This is a genomic window from Alcanivorax sp., assembly GCF_014762765.1.
Taxonomy (GTDB): Bacteria; Pseudomonadota; Gammaproteobacteria; order Pseudomonadales; family Alcanivoracaceae; genus Alcanivorax.
This window is the reverse complement of the sequence record NZ_JABURH010000186.1, coordinates 16,477-35,418: the sequence shown is the minus strand read 5'-3', so window position 1 is coordinate 35,418 and position 18,942 is coordinate 16,477. Positions and strand designations below refer to the sequence as shown.

Here is an 18,942-nt window from a genome sequence, read left to right as displayed (position 1 = left end):
CCACAAGGCACGGAACCCCGGGACGCCGAAGCAAAAAGATGAACGCCCACCGTGATCCGGTGGACTTCAGGAGAATCCCCATGTCCAGGGTGCGAACCACCATCTGGACGACCGTTTTCAGCAGTACCGCGCTGGTCACCGCCGGCCTGTCCGCGGATACCACCCAGTCTGAAATCCGTCGTCTGCAGCAGGAGCTCGATCAGCTCAAGGCCAACCTGACCCAGGATGCGCCAACCCATACCCCGTCAAACCATGTGCAGTGGCCCGTCTTCGCCGTGTTCGGCAAGGTCAGCGTGGATGCCATCTATGATGACAAGAACGCAGGGCTTAATGATCTGCTTATCCCGAGCACTATCCCTTCCGGCGACACCCACCAGCAGAACTTCGAGTTGCATGGCAAGAACAGTCAGCTTGGCCTGCGAATCGGCGAGGGCAGTGGGCCCCATGCTGTGTTTGCCGTTGACCTGTTCGGCAGCATCGATGGTTACGATTTGCGGGTTAGGGATTTCTATTTCGAATACGGCGCCCTGCGTGCCGGTTACGGCTATACCGCCTTGCTGGATGGTCCAGCCTGGCCGTTGACGCTGGATTCCCAGGGCCCCAATAGCGCCATCTTTGCTCGACAGACGGGGGTGCGTTGGCAGGGCGAGCGTCTGACCCTGGCACTGGAGGACCCCAATCCGGAAGTGTATGACCCGGATAACCTGAGCAGTGCCAGCGGTCGTCGCCCAGACATCATCGCCGCCTGGAACCAGCCCTATGGCAAAGGCCACGTACGGGCCGCAGCGGTAAACCGGGAAATCGGAGTGGAATTTGCCGGTGGCGAACAGCAATTCGCGAATGCCTCCGGCGGGGTGCTCAGCGCCACCCTGGTTGTAACTGACAGTCTGACCCTGCTGACCAGCGGCAGTTACGGCGAGGCCATGGCCCATTACTACAACGATCTGTCCGGCTTCGGTGACAGCGGTATGGACGGCTATGTATTCGCTGCGGATGGGCTGCAACCCTTGCTGGCCCGGGGCGGTTATCTCGGTGGGCAGTGGCAATGGCGTCCGGACTGGACCCTGGCGCTGGTCGGCGGCGAAATCACCCTGGAAAAAGACCGCGAGTTACCCGGGGATGCCATGCGCCGCAGCCGCTACGGCACCCTGAGCCTGATCCACCAGCACGATGACAGTCTCAGCTACGGGGCCGAGCTGGCCTACGGGATGCGTGACAACCAGGCAGGAGATCGCAGCGAAGCGCCACGGGTGCAGCTGAACCTGACCTATCGGTTCGAGCATACCCACAGCCGCGATCACTGAGCGAAGGCAATTTGTCGTTAACACAAAGGGCCCGAAGATCGGGCCCTTTGTGTTTCTGAGTGAGAGTGTCAGGATCAACGCCCCGGATAGTATTCCGCATCCTTGTCACTGGGATCCATACCCACGGCCTTCCAGCTTGGCAGATCGTCCCGGGCACGCAGGGCTTGTGCTTTTTCCGTGCGCACACTTTGCTTCTCCACATCCCGGGGTGCCATTTCTCCGCGTATCACCGCCATGCGCATTTGCTGTTCAGCACGGTCAGGCAACTGGTCTGCAGGAATCAGCGACAAACATGGATTCTCATGATTGAGCGCCACACCATTGACCAGGCCCCGCTGGATTTGCAACGAGTAATCCAGTGAATGCATCGGCGGCGTAGCCACCGGCGGGTTTGACGGTTGGCAATAACCCGGAGCGACATTCATTTGTCCAAAGGGCTCATCCCCCGGGATATTCCGGAACCAGTGCATGGCCTGGGCATCCGTGCAGGTGTCATCGGGGAGCATCCGGGCAGCGGTGTACGCCCCCACACTGTTACTTCTATCTGTGCGTACCTGGGCGGTGGAATGGCAACTCATGCAGGCAGACTCGGGGTTGTCCACCGGGCCATTCAGACGTCCATGGAGACCGAAGTCAGCATTGAAGGGGGAGGGCACCGCCGGATTGATCCAGGTCTCGTCCAGATCAGGATCATTGTTGGCGGTGACATCCGGATCGTTGCCCCAGGCAAGGCCTACCGGCGTCAGGTTATACCAGCGATCCTGCGGGCTGGCTGCTGGCAGGGATTCGTCATACACGTAGGTGGCAAAGACCCAGCCAGTGTCCGGTGAGCGAGGATCCTTCACCGCAATATCCATCTGGATCAGACGTACTTCAAAGGTGTCGCTGGAATTGGCAAAGGGGTCCTGGATTTGCCAGGCCGGGGCGTTTGCCAGTGGATCCGGGCCGACAATGGCGCCCGGATCGTATTCCGCAAACAACACCTTGACCACCAGGGCGCCATCAATGAATTCGGCATTGGCCGCTTGCGCATTGCTGGGCTCCGGATCGTTGAAGACCTGGCCAACGGTGTAGCCACCAATACGGTTATACAGCCCGATGCCATAGGCACCCACACTGGATGACAGCCAGCTTTGCTCGTTGGCACGCAAGGTTCTTTCTTCGGTGAGGCCATGGCGGGCTTCCCGGGCGAAGAACCCCGATGTCATCATCGGCACGTGGTACCAGTGTTTCTTGCCCAGGCTCTTGTTCTGAGGCACGAAATCATAGGGCACCAGGTCTGAAAGTGCGTAATCCTTCAGGGCGGCCAGGTAATCCAGCCGCTCATTGGGGTCCATGAAGTCATGGGCGAGCCAGGGCGCATTGTCGTAGGGTTCCAGTGGATCCCACCCGACTAACTCACCGTCTTCGAAACGGGGAATGCCTAACGGGTAGCCCTGTGCCAGCTGGAAGCTGGGCTCATCTTCCGGCGGGGCGGTTCGCGAGATCCAGTCCGGGAACCATCCCGAGCACTGCGCCGTATAACCCACACCGGCCTCGCCATCCTCGCCAGTGGTATCGCGCACCGGTTCGTCAAACGTGGACCGGCAACCGGTGTAGAGAGCCGTTACCCCAAAGAGAGCCGCACCCAGAATCAGTCTCCTGACATATCGATGCTCCATCATCGTCTTCCCTCCCTGACATCCTTGTCGTTTCTGTCAGCTTACGAGATTGTAAAATTAACGAATAGCTACCCGCTGGCAGGGGGGGGAGAAAGACGAAAAAGACAGTTAAGGAAAACAACAGCTTAAGGTGAACAACGACGATTTGTAGGAAATATCCTAGGCAAAATTAAGACATTCGCCAGTCGCTCAACAGGTTGCCCGGGCCGTCATGTCCTGTCTTTATTCCTATTGATAAAACTGTCTATCAGGTCCATGGGTAGCGGAAAGACAATGGTGCTGGAGCGATCATTGGCTACCTCAGTCAATGTCTGCAGGTAGCGTAATTGCAACGCCTGGGGCTGTTCGGAAAGGGTTTTCGCTGCTTCCAGCAGCACTTGGGACGCTTCTTTCTCACCGTTGGCATGGATCACCTTGGCGCGGCGGATACGCTCCGCCTCGGCCTGGCGGGCAATCACCCGTACCATGCCTTCATCCAGGTCCACGTGTTTGATCTCTACATTGGTAACCTTGATGCCCCAGTTGTCGGTCTGTTCGTCGAGAATTTCCTGAATATCGCTGTTCAGTTCATCCCGTGAGGCGAGCATCTCGTCCAGCTCGTGCTTGCCCAGCACCGAACGCAGGGTGGTTTGGGACAACTGGCTGGTGGCGGCGTAGAAGTCTTCCACATTGATGACCGCTTTCTCGGCGTCCAGCACCCGGAAATACAACACGGCATTTACCTTTACCGAGACGTTATCCCGGGAAATCACATCCTGGGTGGGCACATCCAATACCCGGATGCGCAGGTCCACCTTCACCATCTGTTGGATCAGCGGTACTACCAGGATCAGGCCGGGACCTTTCACCCGATAGTAACGGCCCAGCATGAAGATTACCCCGCGTTCGTACTCGCGCAGGATACGGAACATGCTGATCACGAAGCCGACGACAATAATCGCCAGCGATAACCAGAAATAGGGGGTCATGATGTCTCCTCCTTGTCGTCCGGTTTCACATCCAGCATCAAGTCACTACGGTCAGTGACCTGTAGCAACTGCCCCCGGCGTACCGGCTGCTGACTGCGTGCATGCCAGATTTCTCCGAGCACCCGCACCTGACCGTCGTCTTCAAAATCATCCAGCGCTACGGCGGTTTGCCCGACCAGTGTGTCGGCCCCGGTAACCGGAGGCCCCTCATGGGCTTTTACCGCCAGCCTTACAAACAGTCCCACCAGTAACAGCGAGCCTACTCCTACCGCGGCAATCACTGGCAGAGCAATACGGAAAGCGGGCAGGTCCGTGTCCATCAACATGATCGAGCCGATCACGAAAGCAATAACCCCACCGATACCTAATACCCCGAAGCTCGGTGATATGGCTTCCATGGCCACCAGCACCGCACCCAGCAAGATAAGTCCCAGGCCCACGTAGCTCACCGGCAACATCTGCAGAGCGTAAAGCGCCAGCAGCAGGCAGATGGCACCGAGTACGCCCGGCACGCCCATGCCAGGGTTGGAAAATTCCAACACCAGCCCATAAATTCCCACCAGCAGCAGCAAGTAGGCGATGCTGGGATCGGTAATAATCGCCAGGAAGTCAGTGCGCCAGTCCCTTTCCACCTGATGCAATTGCGCATTGGCCAGGTCCAGGCTGACCGATTGACCGTCCCAGCTCAGCTCTAGTCCATCAAGCTGGGCAAGCAGCTCATCGAGATCTGCTGTTTTCAGATCGATTACGCCTTGTTCCAGTGCATCACTGGACGACAGACTCACCGCTTCGCGCACCGCTTTTTCTGCCCAGTCCGCATTGCGGCCACGCAGTTCCGCCAGCCCACGGATATACGCAACAGCATCGTTTACCTGCTTGCGATGCAGGGCCGAGACACTATCCGAGTTGGCGGTAGCACTTTCTTCGTTTTCACTCTCATCACCACCGGGAGAGGAGGGCGAGGGCAACCCGCCGCCCCCTCCGATCTGCACCGGCGTTGCCGCACCCAGATTGGTGGCCGGGGCCATGGCGGCAATATGGGAAGCATAGAGAATATAGGTGCCGGCACTGGCGGCTCGGCTACCACTGGGGGATACATAGGTGGCCACCGGAACCCGGCTGTCGAGAATTGCCCGAATCATGTCGCGCATGGCGCTATCCAGGCCGCCCGGCGTATTCAGCTGCAATACAAACAGCGTTGCGGATGCCTCGTTGGCTTCTTCCAGGGAACGGACAAACCAGTCACTGAGCGCCGGCCCGATTGGGCCGTCCAAGGTCATTACCCAGACGGAAGCGCGAGAGGAAGCAGGGGAGGAGGTATCCTGGGCTGGAGACGCCGGGGCCAACAGGAACAGTAGCGCCAGCAAAATACACAGGAGCACCCTGGCCGCAAGCCTGTGGCCATGATGCGATGTGCTTTGATATTCCCGGCCCATGAGAAAGCTCCCTTGGCCATCTATCTACCCCATGAAAGCCTATTTAACCGGTATCTAGCAAGACCCCGCGTGATTGTCGCAATCAAGGCCTGCGTACACTATGTGTCGACAAACGTCGTCATCATTTACCAGAGTTCAACGCCAAGGGGTCTGACGAGAAGCCCGAGTACCACGAAGCAGCCAACCGTGAGCAGCACACTGCAGCCCATGGAAGCGAGAAAACCCCAACGATCCAGCATAAACGGAAAAAGGGCGAACATGGGTAGCGTCGGGATGACGTACCAGAAGGTGTACCAGGCGTGGTTGCCGATTTTCTCTGAAGGCTGATTTCCCATGTAGAGCCAGAACATGGCAAGCAGGGTTACCAGTGGCAAGGCACCGATCAGGGCGCCTAGTCGATCGCTGTGCCGGGCAACTTCCGAGATCAGAACGACCAGCGCAGCAGTAATGAGGTATTTGAGGTAGAGGGGCATCATCTGGATTTCCCTTGGGTTTGGTTGCTCCTGAAGTATCCCGTTATATTGGCTGCTCTTCTATTTAACATAATATACATTATGCGTAGCCACGCTGATTCCTGTTTCAGTGTGGATACGTACAATGCTTACGCCCGCGATTCACCCGGACTTGCCTCTGGCCCTGCTAGACTACGAAACGACATTGAATCTGAAAATAACCAACAGGACACCTATGCCGTCACTGTCCCTGTCATTTCACTTTCTCTTCCGGGTTGTTCTTCTGATGTCATTCGCCGCTCCTGGACTGGCGGATGATCGCAAGCCTGTCTCGGTGGCAACTGTGAGCTTGTCACGTTCACAGGATGCATTGTTGGTGAACGGCACCCTGGTGGCGGATCGTGCCGCCCGGCTGTCCGTGTCGGTATCCGGCCTGGTGAGCAAACTGCTCGTGGATATCGGCGATCAGGTGGACGCCGGTGCGCCGCTGATTGAAATGGATGCGGAGCTGAATCGCCTGGAGCTGCAACGCGCCCGTGCCAATTATCAGCAACAACAGGCCATCCTGGGCGATGCCCGCCGACGTCTTGAAGAAGCCAATAGTCTGGTCGCCAGGCGTAGCATCGCCGCCAGTGAGGTGCGTAGCCTGGAATCCGAGGTTCAGGTGGCCAAGTCATCCCTGGCAGCCAGTCAGGCCGAAGTGGCACGCCAGCAGGCACTGCTCGAGCGGCATACCCTTAAGGCCCCTTTTAGCGGTGTTATCAGCGCAAAACTCACCGAGGTTGGCGAATGGCTCACTCCTGGCAGTACTGTATTCGAGCTGGTGGGCAGCGATGAGCTGCACGCGGATTTTGCCGTGCCACAGCGTTATTTTCCGCAGATTTCGCTAGATACCGGCCTGGAAGTCTGGCTGGACGATGAAAAAAACCGGCCCATGGCCGCCGAAATCACCGCCATTGTTCCAGTAAACGACCCTACGGCGAGAACCTTTACGGTACGCGCCAGCATTGATGAACAAGGCCTGACCCCGGGGATGGCGATCAATGGCCGGCTGCGCATGTTGTCCGCGGATGCCCGGCCCACGGTGCCCCGTGATGCCCTGCTCCAGGACAGCCAGGGCAATGTGACCGTCTGGCTGGCTGAGGGTGACGGTGACGATCTGGTCGCGCGCCGCAAGGTCGTCAAAGTCGCATCCGGGCAGTCACCGCAGGCTTCGGTGCTTGAGGGCCTGTCGAGTGATGATCGCGTGGTTGTGCGGGGCAATGAAAGTCTGCGCGATGGTGACAAGCTTCGGGTGGTGGACTGATGTTCGACAAGATCGTCCGCCATGGCACCCTGATGACCGTCGTGGTGCTGATCATCACCCTCCTCGGCGTTCTCGCCGCACTGCGCATCCCGGTGCAGATGATACCGGACCTGGAAGTACGCACCATTTCCGTGGTGACAAGCTGGCCAGGTGCTACCCCCCAGGATGTGGAAAAGGAAATCCTCATCGAGCAGGAGGAATACCTGCGCAACCTTCCCAACCTGCGACGGATGACCTCCTCCGCCGGTAGCGGCGAGGCAGAAATCGAGCTGGAATTTCCCTTCGGTGTCGATATCACCGACGCACTGATCAGGGTCAATAACGCCCTCAGCCAGGTGCCCGCCTATCCGGATAATGTGGACCAACCCCGGATTCTGTCCAGTTCGTTTTCCAGCAATGCCTTCATGTATTACCGTGTCTCTCCCCTGCCCGACAATCCCCGCGGGCTGGACATGGACATGATGCAGGACTTCATTGATGACGAAGTCCGCTCACGGATGGAGAGCGTGCCCGGGGTCTCCCAGGTAGAAGTCCGCGGAGGCGCCGAACGACAGGTTCAGCTGCTGCTGGATGCCCAGAAGCTGGCCCAGTTCGGTCTCAGTGTGGTGGATGTGCGCGATGCCCTGCGCGAACGCAACCGGGATGTCTCCGGTGGCGAGCTGGAAAGCGGCAAGCGCCGATACTTGCTGCGTACGGTGGGGCGTTTCAAGGATATCGACAGCCTCGATGCGCTGATTCTGGCCCGTAACGGTGATTCCCTGGTGCGTCTCGGGGACGTGGCCACGGTGGTCCTGGATCACTTCCCGGTTCGCAGCCTGTCGCGGGTGAATGGTGAGCCGGTGATCAGCCTGGCGGTGCGCCGGGAGACCGGATCCAATGTGATCGATATCAAGTACGCCATGTTTGATCAGGTGGCTCAGATCAATCGGGAGGTTCTGGAGCCGGCCGGCATGCGGATCGCGCTGATCGCCGACGACGTGCGTTATGTGGAAGCATCGGTGGCCAATGTGTGGACCAACCTGGCCATTGGTGCCGCCTTTGCCACCCTGGTCATGTTCCTGTTTTTGCGCTCGGTGAAGATCACCGCCGTGGGCGTGATAGGTATTCCCATCTGTACCATTGCGGCGTTTCTGGGGCTGCTACTGGCCGGGCGCACCATCAATGTGATTTCCCTGGCCGGGATCGCCTTTGCCATCGGCATGACCCTGGATAACTCCATTGTGGTGCTGGAAAGCATCGAGATGGAACGGCGCAAAGGGCTCGATCGCTTTCGCGCGGCAGTGAGCGGTATCCAGAAGGTATGGCCGGCGGTGTTCGCTTCTACCATGACCACGGTGCTGGTGTTCCTGCCGGTGGTCTTTATCCAGGAAGAGGCCGGCCAGCTCTACTCGGATATCGCCATCGCCGTATCCGCGTCGATTCTGGTCTCCATGCTGGTGGCCATGACAGTGATCCCCACCCTCTCCGCCCGTCTGGATTTCAGTGCAGTGGTGGCCCATGACGGCCAGCACAGCCGCTGGATGACCGCCCTGCACCGGCTTTCCGCTCGCCTGTCCAGTAGCCGGCCCCGACAAGTGGCCACCCTGGTGGCAACCGTGCTGATCGGGGGCGCTATTGTGCTGTTCCTGACACCGCCGGCGGAATATCTGCCGGAGGGTGAGGAGCCGAAAACCTTTGCCAGCATGAGTGCGCCGCCGGGTTACAACCTCAGCACCATGAAAGCCATCGCCGACGAGGTGGAAGCAGAATTCCTGCCACTGGTGGGTGCCGACCCGGCTGACTACGACTCGGGCGAGCTGGACAGGCCGCCAATGAAGTATGTGAATATGGGCGTGGATGCGGAGCGTCTGCGCATCATCGCCGAGCCGGTGGACCCGGCACACATGGAAGCGATGATGGATGCCATCACCGAGGTGTATCAGCGCTACCCGGGCATGGGCGCCTTTGCGGCTCGCGGATCGATCATTTCCAGTAACGACGGCGGTACCCGCAGTGTGACCCTGGATGTGGCCGGGGCAGATCTGGCGGAAATCTACACGGTGGCGTCAAGGCTGGAGCGTGAGGCCGAGCAGGTCTTTGATAACCCACGCATCCAGTCCCAACCCGCCAGTCTGTCCCTGGCCCAGCCGCTGATCGAAGTCCATCCGCGCTGGAACCGTGCCGCCGAAGTACAGTTTTCCACTGAAGACCTGGGCTTTACCGTGGCTGCGCTCACCGATGGCGCCTATCTGGATGAATTTTTCCTGGGTGACGACAAGATCGACATCTATGCCTACAGCCACCGTACCGGCACCCGACCGGAGCTGGCCGCCCTCCCCGGCTTGCCGGTACATACACCCATCGGTGCGACGGTGCCGCTGTCGTCTCTGGCCACCCTGAAAGAAACCGTGGACACCAGTGTGGTACGGCGGGTCAACGGTAGACGCACGGTGACCCTGAATATCATTCCGCCCCGGGGCGTGGCCCTGGAAACCGGCGTCAGCCAGGTGCGCGCCATGATCCAGCAGTTGCGTGATGCGGGGGACATTCCGGATACCATCAGCATCACCCTGTCCGGCGCCAGCGACCAGTTGCAGGCTACCCAGGAGTCATTGTCCGGCAATTATGTCGTGGCCCTGATACTGGTTTACCTGTTGCTGGTGGCCATTTTCACTCACTGGGGTTTTCCGCTGCTGATCATGACCACGATTCCGCTGGGCATTGCCAGCGGCCTGCTGGGCCTGGCGATGATGAATGGCGTGGGCGCGCTACTTCCGCTTCTGGGTCTGCCACCGCTCACCCAGCCCTTCGACATGATTACCATGCTCGGTTTCCTGATTCTGATGGGCACCGTGGTGAATAACCCCATCCTGATCGTCCATCAGGCAACACTGAATTTCCGGGAAAACGCCATGAACGCCGTGGAGGCCGTCAACGACGCCGTGGCATCACGGTTGCGTCCCATCGCCATGACCACCATTACCACGGTCTGCGGCCTGGCGCCGCTGGTGCTGATTCCCGGTGAGGGCACTGAGCTCTATCGGGGTGTCGGGGCCATTGTCCTGTTCGGGCTGCTCGGCACAGCCATTGTGACCATCACTTTCCTGCCGGCGCTCACTGCGCTGGTGCTTTCACTTTTCCAAAAGAGGGCCTGAATCCGCAACGTTTCCTTCCGACGGTTGACGACTGCGCGAAAAGTCATCACAAAGGCAGTGTGCCTATCCAAGGATGGGTGAGACATTTTGTCCCAGGGTTACGAACGGCGCAGTTGATCTATATCAAGAAAGCCGGGGAACACGCTTGGTATCGTCTCCCGGCGCATCATTCGGAAGGGAACGCACATGGAAAACTCAGCGGTTTCACCCTCTTACAACTACACGGTGGTACGGCAATTTACCATCATGTCGGTTGTATGGGGGATTGTAGGTATGCTGGTGGGGGTGATCATCGCCGCCCAGCTTGCCTGGCCAGTCCTCAATTTCGAGTTACCCTGGTTCAGTTTCGGTCGGCTACGGCCACTGCACACCAACGCGGTAATCTTTGCCTTTGGCGGCTCAGCCCTCATCGGCACCAGTTACTACGTGGTGCAGCGAACCTGTCAGGCCACCCTGGCGTTTCCCAAGCTGGCCGCTTTCAGCTTCTGGGGCTGGCAAGCGGTGATCGTTGCCGCGGCCATCACCCTGCCCATGGGGTATACCAGCACCAAGGAATATGCTGAGCTGGAATGGCCCATCGACATCCTGATCACCCTGGTCTGGGTGGCGTATGCCATCGTGTTCTTTGCCACCATTGCTCGGCGCAAACAACCCCACATTTACGTAGCCAACTGGTTCTACGGGGCCTTCATCATTGCGGTTGCCCTGCTCCACGTGATCAACAACATCGCCATTCCCGTCTCGGCGATGAAGTCCTACTCCATCTACTCCGGGTCCATCGATGCCATGGTGCAGTGGTGGTACGGGCACAATGCGGTGGGCTTTTTCCTGACCGCAGGCTTCTTGGGCATGATGTATTACTACGTGCCGGTACAGGCCCAGCGCCCGGTCTATTCCTATCGTCTTTCCATTGTGCATTTCTGGGCCTTGATCGCCGTGTACATGTGGGCTGGCCCACATCACCTGCACTACTCTTCCCTGCCCGACTGGGCCCAGTCAGTGGGCATGGTATTTTCCATTGTGCTATTGGCGCCCAGCTGGGGCGGTATGATCAACGGCATGATGACCCTGTCCGGGGCCTGGCATAAGTTGCGCACGGATCCGATCATCCGCTTCATGATCGTCGCCCTCTCCTTCTACGGCATGAGCACCTTCGAAGGGCCGATGATGTCCATCAAGACCGTCAACGCGCTCAGTCACAATACCGACTGGACCATCGGCCATGTACATTCCGGTGCGCTCGGCTGGGTGGCCATGATCACCATCGGCGCTATCTACGTGATGATTCCCCGCTTGTTTGATCGCAAGCAGATGTACTCCATCGGCTGGATCAATGCCCACTTCTGGCTAAGCACCATCGGTACGGTGCTGTACATCGCTTCCATGTGGGTATCCGGGATCATGCAGGGCCTGATGTGGCGGGCAGTGAATACGGACGGCACTCTCACCTACAACTTCGTGCAGGAGCTGGTAGAACGGCAACCGTTCTACGCCATCCGCCTGCTCGGCGGGGTGGTTTTCTTCGCCGGCATGGTGCTGATGGCTTTCAACGTCTACAAGACCATCGTTGCCGAACGTGATACCCATGGCGACGACAACGTGCTGCAGGCTGCCTGAGGAGACCGACATGTCCAATGCCCATGAAAGAGTGGAAAAGAATGTCGGCCTGATGATCGTGCTGACATTGATTGCGGTGAGCTTTGGTGGCCTGGCGGAAATCGTACCGTTGTTCTGGCAGAAGGCCACAACCGAGCCGCTGGAAAGTCTGGAGCCTTACACGGCCCTGGAAATGGAAGGTCGCGACATCTATATCCGTGAAGGCTGCCACGTCTGCCACACGCAGATGGTGCGCCCCCTACGCGCGGAAACCGAACGCTATGGTGCCTACTCCGTGGCCGGCGAAGATGTCTGGGAGCACCCGTTCCTGTGGGGCTCCAAACGTACCGGGCCGGATCTTGCCCGCGTCGGGCTGCGTCCGATCACCGAGCAATGGCACCGCGAACATCTGCGTGATCCGCGCCAGGTGGTACCGGAATCCAATATGCCTGCCTATCCCTGGCTGCAGAAAAATCTCGTGGACTGGACCACCACGGAGCGCAAGCTGCGGGTGTTCAAGGATACCTTCGGTGTGCCCTACAGTGATCAGGACATCGCCGAACAGTTGAACAAGATCGAGGGTGAGTGGGCCAACGCCACCGAAGAAGATGCCCTGGTGGCCTATCTGCTTTCCCTGGGCCAGGAACGTAAGGAGGTAGCACAATGAATTTTCAAGCCCTGTTTACGCTGGTCTTTTTTGTCGCCTTTATTGCGATGACGATCTGGGTGTACCGGCCCAGCCGCAAGAAGGACTACGAAAAACTCTCACACATGGCCCTTGAGGCTGATCGCCGCAAAGAGAGGGATGAGCAATGAGTGATTTCTGGAGCTGGTTCATCATCATTATCGTTGCCATCAATCTGCTCGGCTGTGCGGGCCTGTTGTTGTGGAACAATCAGATCTCTCCGGAGGAAGCGGCCAAGGAAACCACCGGCCACAGCTTTGACGGGATTCAGGAACGCAATGCCCCGCTTCCGCGCTGGTGGCTGTTCCTGTTCATCGGCACATTGATCTTTGCATGTGTTTATCTGGTGCTCTACCCCGGTCTTGGCAAGTTCCCCGGGGTGCTGAACTGGAGCAGTACGCTCCAGTACGAAAAGGAGGTTGCCCTGGTTGCACGGCAGACCGACCCGCTGTTTGAGCAGTTTGCCAAAGTGCCTGTGGATGAACTGATCGGGTACCCGGAGGCTTTGGCCGTCGGTGGTCGTCTGTTTGCCAACAATTGCGCCATTTGTCATGGCTCGGATGCCCGCGGTGCCAAAGGCTACCCGAACCTGGCGGATGATGACTGGCTGTATGGCGGTGAACCCAAGCAGATTATTACCAGTATTGCCCAGGGGCGCACAGGCATGATGCCGCCCATGGCCGCAGCTATCGGTAATACCGACAAGGCCGTGCGCGACATGGCCATCTATGTGCAAAGCCTGAGCCGACCGGATCTGGCCAAGGATGCGGAAAAGGCTGCTGCCATCGAGCGGGCGCAGCCAAAGTTTGCGATCTGTGCTGCGTGTCATGGGCAGGATGGCAAAGGGATTCAGGCCATGGGGGCGCCCAATCTGACTGACACCACCTGGCTTTACGGTCCGCGTCTGGAGGATATCGAAACCACTATTCGTGAAGGACGCAAAGGAGAAATGCCCAAGCATGAAAATCTGCTCAGCAAAGAGAAAATTCATGTCATTGCGGCCTACGTTTACAGTCTGTCCAACAAGCCAGCACCGTAACCCCAGGGCCATTGTCGCAGCCTGCAAAAGGCTGCGACAGGCCGATTCGGCGGATCACGCCAGCAGTCTTCGAGGTGCGTAATGAGTGAGCGCGACCGCATTAAAACCGTTGATGACAGCCCGGAAGCACAGGGCCCTATCAGCCTCTATGCCAAGCGTAAGCGGATCCAGGTAAAATCCATCACCGGCCGTTTTCAGCGCATTCGCGATTTCAGCATTATCAGCACCATGGGGCTTTATCTTGCCCTGCCCTGGGTTCGCTGGGATGGGCAGCAAGCGGTTCTCTTTGACCTGCCCAACCGGCAGTTTCATATTTTTGGCCTGACTCTCTGGCCGCAGGATTTCCTGTTTCTTTCATGGGCGCTGATCATTGCCGCGTTCGCCCTGTTTTTTTTCACGGTTCTGGCCGGGCGGGTCTATTGCGGGTATGTCTGCCCGCAGACTACCTGGACCCGCTTTTTCCAGTGGATCGAACAACTCTTTGAAGGCGACCGGCATAGTCGAATGAAGATGGACGAGGCCCCCTGGTCCATGAGCAAGGTGCTCCGCCGTGGCAGTAAACATGTGATGTGGCTGGTGCTGGCCTTTCTTACTGGCCTCACCTTTGTCGGCTATTTCTCACCCATTACCGATCTGACCATCCGTATTTTCAGTTTTGAATGGGGTGGCTGGGAATTATTCTGGGTCGGGTTCTTTACCGTAGCCACCTACATGAACGCCGGGTTTATGCGCGAGCAGGTGTGCTTGTATATGTGCCCCTATGCCCGATTCCAGAGCGTCATGTTTGATCGCGAAACCCTCATCGTTTCCTATGATGAAAACCGCGGTGAACCCCGTGGCCGTGGCAGCAAGAAGCGACAACAGGGCACGCAGGCGGTGGAAAAAGGTGACTGCATTGATTGTGGTCTGTGTGTGCAGGTCTGTCCTACCGGCATCGATATCCGCGACGGTCTTCAGTACGAATGTATTACCTGTGCGGCCTGCATCGATGCCTGCGACGATGTCATGGATCACATTGACAAGCCCCGGGGTTTGATCCGCTACACTACCGAGAATGCACTGGAGGGCAAGAAATCCCGGGTGCTGCGCCCCCGGTTGATTGGTTATGGCATTGTCCTGCTGGCCATGGCTACCCTGTTCATGGTCACGCTCTATAACCGTGTGCCCTTGCAGGTAGATGTACTGCGTGATCGCAATCAGCTTTTCCGGGTTGCCAGTAGCGGTCGTGTGGAGAATGTCTATCGCCTGGAAATTCTGAACAAGGGCCAGGGCACCCATCGTTATACACTGAGTCTGGAAGGCCCTGAGGGGCTGCGCATGGATAACCGCACTGAGTTTACCATTCAGCCCGGGCAGCACCTGTCGTTGCCGGTGACGGTGAGTTATGACCCCTACGAGGTGGAAATGCAGTCATCCACCATCTGGTTTTCAGTAAGGTCACTGGACGACCCGGACCTGGAGAAACAGCATGAATCCCGTTTCATCACCCCACGTCGATGACCGGCCCTGGTATCGCTACCCGCTGCTATGGCTGGCCATTCTGTTGCCTGCCAGTTCGGTGATTGCCGGCCTGACCACCCTTTATATTGCCGTCATTAATGCAGACAGTCCCGTGGTCGATGAGTGGTACAAGGAAGGCCGTGGCATTAACCGGTCCGTAGAGCAGGAACAGATTGCCGCTCGCCTGGGCATTGGTCTTGTGCTGTCACAGGTGGGCGCCAGCGTTCAGGCAAGACTGACCAGTGATGCAGGAATCCCAGCGCCAGACGTTATTACCGTGGCGCTGCGTCACCCCACCCTCAAGGAAAAGGATGTGTTGCTGACACTCCATCATCAGGGCGATGGTGTTTTCCGTAGCGACGAAACCCTTCCCTCATCTGGCCGATTTATCGCTACCGCATCCACGCCCGAGGGGCACTGGCGTCTTTACCAGAGCGGCAGCATTGAAGACGGTACGGTGCGCCTGGGGCACGTTACCACGCCATGAACCAGAGCCTCGCCCCACCCTGCTGGCACTGCGGGCAACCTGCACCGGCTGGCGCTTTCTCCGCCCGTACCCCTGAGGGAAGCCGTGATGCCTGCTGCCCGGGATGTGCTGCGGCCATCGAAACAATTTATGGGATGGGACTGGATGACTACTACCGGATTCGACAGGACGAAGCACCCGCGCCGGATGCGCGTCGTGCAGAACTGGATCTGGCACTGTTCGAGATCCCCGATCTGCTGGCGCCCCACTGTACCCCGCTGCCTGACGGCGAACGTCTGCAGCTGCAACTCAGCGGCCTGACCTGCGCAGCCTGCAGTTGGTTAATCGAGAAAGCCCTGTCCACACAACCGGGGGTCAGCCGCGCCAGCGTCAATCTGGCAGGCATGACACTGACGGTGGACTACCAGGGGATACCGCAAGCCCGGGAAACCGCCCGCCGCATCCAGCAGCTGGGCTATGGCGTGAGCCTGCCCGGTGATCCTGCCACCACCGCTGCAAACCGCCGCGAGCACAAGCGTCTGCTGGGCAGGTTGATACTGGCCGGACTGGGCGCAATGCAGGCCATGATGTACTCAATGGCCCTCTATATCGGCGTCTTTGATGGCTCGGATGCGGTGTACGAATGGGTGTTCCGCCTGGCCAGCTTTTTTGTCGCAACACCAGTGGTCTTCTATGCTGGCTGGCCGTTCTTTCAAGGTGCATGGCGAGGGTTGCGTAATCGCAACCTGACCATGGACACCCCTATCGCCCTGGCGCTGTTTCTGGCCTGGGGCGGCAGCCTGGTCGCCATGTTCACCGGCGGCAGCCACGTTTACTTCGATTCGGCCGCCATGTTCGTTTTCTTTCTGTTGATCAGTCGTTGGCTGGAGCACCGCCAGCGCCAGGCCATCCATGCCGGCTATGCGAGACTTGGCGACACCCTGCCCCGTGCGGTCCGGCGACTCAGTAATGATCAGCCGCAATGGGTCAGTCTCAGGCAGGTGATCGCCGGCGACCGATTGCTGTTAATCCAGGGTGATGTGGTGCCGGTGGATGGCCGTATCATCGACGGCCAGGGCACCTTCGATGAAGCAGCGCTGACCGGTGAATCGATGCCCATATGCCGGGGCCTCAATTCTCGTCTGGTGGCCGGAGCTCGGCTGCAGGAAGGCTCAATCACCCTGCAGGCAGAGTGCGCCGCAGACCATAGCCAGATTGCCAGAATCGCTGAACAGGTGGAGCTGGCGAGCCGGGAGCGGCTTGATGTGATCCGTGACTGGCACCGCATCGCCCCACTTTTTACCGCTGCGGTTCTTCTGCTGGCTGCCTTTACATTGCTATGGCACTGGCCGGACGGGCCTGGCGAGGCTTTTGATCACACTCTGGCGGTACTGGTGATCACCTGCCCATGCGCGCTGGCGCTGGCTGTGCCTCTGACTCTCTCGGCGACCCTGGGCACGGCGCTGCGTGAAGGGGTGCTGGTAGCATCACCTCGCCAACTGCTGCGACTGCCGAAGATTGGCGGCGTGCTCTTCGATAAAACCGGCACGCTGACGCTGGGACGTTTCTCGTTGATAGATACCCAGGTTGTCGGTGAAGGGCAAAAAGCCGATCTGCTTGCCATTGTCTCCGCGCTGGAATGGAACAACCCTCACCCGCTGGCCCAGGCCTTTCGTGACATTGCGCGCAACCCGCAAATGACTGACATTCTGCCGGATGGGAATGGTATCACCGGCATCCTGTATGGGCAGGAATGGCGCATCAGTGGCGCAGCGATGCAGGCTCGTCCCGGCACAACCTGTCTGCAGCTGAGCCGTAACGGCGCCGTGCAGCTGTATTTGTGGCTGCAGGACAGCATTCGCGAAGAAAGCGCAGCGATAACACAGGCGCTTCAACAGCAAGGGTTGGCTGTACGCATGGCAACCGGCGACAACCATGCCGCCGCCGAGCCAGTGGCCCGCGCGTTGTCTCTGGAGGAGTGGCGTGCCGGCATGCAGCCCGCTGACAAGGCCCGCTGGCTTGAGGAGTTGCAGTCGACCACGGCGCAAATGATGGTGGGTGACGGCATCAATGATGCCCAGGCCATGTTGGCGGCGGATGTATCCGTGGCCACCGCCAACGCCACCAGCCTGGCGCAACGGGCTGCAGGACTGTACCTGCTCAAGGATAACCTGGAGGCGATTCCGGCTCTGCCAGCCCTTGCCAGGCGCTGCCGGCGCACTATTCGCCAGAATCTCACCTGGGCCCTGCTCTATAATGTATTGGCGGTGCCCTTTGCTGTTGCCGGGTGGATTCCGCCCTGGGCTGCGGCTATAGGCATGTCTGCCAGCTCACTGCTGGTCACCCTCAACGCGACGCGAGTTACCCGATGGAAATCGTCCTCCTCCTGATTCCACTGGCATTGCTGTTCCTGGCCGGGGCGATCTGGGCCCTGTTCTGGGCCCTGCGCAAGGATCAGTTTGATGATCTGGACAACGCTTCCTGGCGGGTGGTGTTCGAAGACCGTGAACAGCGCAAAGGTCGCCCGGACAAGAGCAAAGAGGCTGCAGATAACGAAGACGAGCGGACCACATGATGTCACAGAGCCCCGCAGCCCTGCCGACTCTGCTTACCAGCGCGGCTTTGCTGGCGTCTGCCGGCAGCGTCCATTGTATCGGCATGTGCGGAGGTATCAGCAGCGCGCTCACCTTCTCGATCCCGGAATCGCGCCGTCAAGGTAAGTCGCTGTGGGGATGGCAGCTACTCTTCGGTATTGGCAGGGTGACGACCTATATGGTGCTTGGCGCCCTGGCAGGAATGCTGGGCAAGGCCCTGCTGGACTGGCTTCCTGGTCCCTCTATGGCCATCGGGCTGAGCCTGTCCGGCGTTTTGATGCTGCTGCTCAGCGGTTATCTGCTCGGGCAAGGTGTGTGGCTGAAAAAACTGGAGGGCATAGGGGCGGGGCTGTGGCGTCGATTACAGCCCCTGACCCGGCGGCTACTCCCGGTGGATCGCCCGCTAAAAGCGCTGGCGCTGGGCGGGTTATGGGGCCTGTTGCCCTGTGGCCTGATTTATACCGCCCTGGCTCTTGCCGTTACGTCTGGCAGCGCGTTGGCTGGCGCCCTGGTGATGCTGGTCTTCGGTGTAGTGACCGTAATCCCGGTGGCAATTACCGGCGTGATCGCCTCCCGGCTGCAGCATTTCCGAAACGGTATCTGGCCGAAAGTGGCGGCATCACTGACGTTTCTGCTGGCGTTGGTATTCTTCTGGCAGGCCTGGTCCATGAGCCAAATGCCGCATCATGGACACCATGGTGCTGTTGATGAAAACACACAAAGGCATCACCATCAGCCGGAGACTTGATCCAGGTCAACACAGTCAATTCAGGGCCCGCAATAATAGAGGAAATCACTTAA

16 protein-coding genes are annotated in these 18,942 nt (G+C 58.8%); 12 read left to right on the top strand and 4 right to left on the bottom strand.

Annotated features, from left to right (window positions below):
- The first annotated feature begins 80 nt into the window (after window positions 1-80).
- Window positions 81-1,304, top strand: coding sequence for a hypothetical protein (locus HUJ17_RS14110; protein WP_290511290.1), 1,224 nt, complete (start codon window positions 81-83; stop codon window positions 1,302-1,304).
- 74 nt (window positions 1,305-1,378) lie between these two features.
- On the opposite strand, the gene HUJ17_RS14105 is transcribed toward HUJ17_RS14110, so the two are convergent.
- From HUJ17_RS14105 to HUJ17_RS14090, 4 genes are all read right to left on the bottom strand, one after another.
- Window positions 1,379-2,968, bottom strand: a complete 1,590-nt coding sequence (locus HUJ17_RS14105) for a hypothetical protein (protein ID WP_290511289.1) — start codon at window positions 2,966-2,968, stop codon at window positions 1,379-1,381.
- Between the two features lie 206 nt (window positions 2,969-3,174).
- On the bottom strand, window positions 3,175-3,933 hold the full coding sequence (locus tag HUJ17_RS14100; RefSeq protein WP_290511288.1) for a slipin family protein: 759 nt from the start codon (window positions 3,931-3,933) through the stop codon (window positions 3,175-3,177).
- The gene (locus tag HUJ17_RS14095) at window positions 3,930-5,213 is read right to left on the bottom strand and encodes a nodulation protein NfeD (RefSeq protein WP_290511319.1); all 1,284 of its coding nucleotides are present in this window, start codon (window positions 5,211-5,213) and stop codon (window positions 3,930-3,932) included. The genes HUJ17_RS14100 and HUJ17_RS14095 overlap by 4 nt, the downstream gene beginning before the upstream one ends.
- 281 nt (window positions 5,214-5,494) lie before the next feature.
- Window positions 5,495-5,845 (bottom strand): DUF3147 family protein, encoded by a 351-nt coding sequence (locus HUJ17_RS14090; protein WP_290511287.1) that lies wholly within the window; start codon window positions 5,843-5,845, stop codon window positions 5,495-5,497.
- 121 nt (window positions 5,846-5,966) lie between these two features.
- On the opposite strand from HUJ17_RS14090, the gene HUJ17_RS14085 reads away from it, so the two are divergent.
- The 11 genes from HUJ17_RS14085 to HUJ17_RS14035 all read left to right on the top strand — a co-directional run bounded on the left by HUJ17_RS14085 (window position 5,967) and on the right by HUJ17_RS14035 (window position 18,889).
- Window positions 5,967-7,127 carry an efflux RND transporter periplasmic adaptor subunit gene (locus HUJ17_RS14085; protein WP_366471184.1) on the top strand — a complete coding sequence of 387 codons (1,161 nt, stop codon included), beginning with the start codon at window positions 5,967-5,969 and terminating at the stop codon, window positions 7,125-7,127.
- A complete protein-coding gene (locus tag HUJ17_RS14080) occupies window positions 7,127-10,261 on the top strand; it encodes an efflux RND transporter permease subunit (RefSeq protein ID WP_290511286.1) in 3,135 nt (1,044 codons plus the stop codon). Before HUJ17_RS14085 ends, HUJ17_RS14080 begins: the two co-directional genes overlap by 1 nt.
- A 186-nt stretch (window positions 10,262-10,447) precedes the next feature.
- On the top strand, window positions 10,448-11,878 hold the full coding sequence (gene ccoN / locus HUJ17_RS14075) for a cytochrome-c oxidase, cbb3-type subunit I (protein ID WP_290511285.1): 1,431 nt from the start codon (window positions 10,448-10,450) through the stop codon (window positions 11,876-11,878).
- Window positions 11,879-11,888: 10 nt separating this feature from the next.
- Complete coding sequence (ccoO, locus tag HUJ17_RS14070; RefSeq protein ID WP_290511284.1) at window positions 11,889-12,524, top strand: cytochrome-c oxidase, cbb3-type subunit II; 636 nt, start codon at window positions 11,889-11,891, stop codon at window positions 12,522-12,524.
- The gene (locus HUJ17_RS14065; protein WP_290511283.1) at window positions 12,521-12,673 is read left to right on the top strand and encodes a cbb3-type cytochrome c oxidase subunit 3; all 153 of its coding nucleotides are present in this window, start codon (window positions 12,521-12,523) and stop codon (window positions 12,671-12,673) included. The genes ccoO and HUJ17_RS14065 overlap by 4 nt, the downstream gene beginning before the upstream one ends.
- The gene (ccoP, locus tag HUJ17_RS14060) at window positions 12,670-13,581 is read left to right on the top strand and encodes a cytochrome-c oxidase, cbb3-type subunit III (RefSeq protein ID WP_290511282.1); all 912 of its coding nucleotides are present in this window, start codon (window positions 12,670-12,672) and stop codon (window positions 13,579-13,581) included. Before HUJ17_RS14065 ends, ccoP begins: the two co-directional genes overlap by 4 nt.
- Window positions 13,582-13,662: 81 nt before the next feature.
- Window positions 13,663-15,081, top strand: a complete 1,419-nt coding sequence (ccoG, locus tag HUJ17_RS14055; RefSeq protein WP_290511281.1) for a cytochrome c oxidase accessory protein CcoG — start codon at window positions 13,663-13,665, stop codon at window positions 15,079-15,081.
- On the top strand, window positions 15,050-15,568 hold the full coding sequence (locus HUJ17_RS14050; protein ID WP_290511280.1) for a FixH family protein: 519 nt from the start codon (window positions 15,050-15,052) through the stop codon (window positions 15,566-15,568). Before ccoG ends, HUJ17_RS14050 begins: the two co-directional genes overlap by 32 nt.
- The gene (locus tag HUJ17_RS14045; RefSeq protein WP_290511279.1) at window positions 15,565-17,937 is read left to right on the top strand and encodes a heavy metal translocating P-type ATPase; all 2,373 of its coding nucleotides are present in this window, start codon (window positions 15,565-15,567) and stop codon (window positions 17,935-17,937) included. Before HUJ17_RS14050 ends, HUJ17_RS14045 begins: the two co-directional genes overlap by 4 nt.
- On the top strand, window positions 17,916-18,122 hold the full coding sequence (gene ccoS / locus HUJ17_RS14040; RefSeq protein ID WP_290511278.1) for a cbb3-type cytochrome oxidase assembly protein CcoS: 207 nt from the start codon (window positions 17,916-17,918) through the stop codon (window positions 18,120-18,122). The genes HUJ17_RS14045 and ccoS overlap by 22 nt, the downstream gene beginning before the upstream one ends.
- Window positions 18,119-18,889, top strand: a complete 771-nt coding sequence (locus HUJ17_RS14035) for a sulfite exporter TauE/SafE family protein (RefSeq protein ID WP_290511277.1) — start codon at window positions 18,119-18,121, stop codon at window positions 18,887-18,889. Before ccoS ends, HUJ17_RS14035 begins: the two co-directional genes overlap by 4 nt.
- Window positions 18,890-18,942 lie beyond the last annotated feature (53 nt).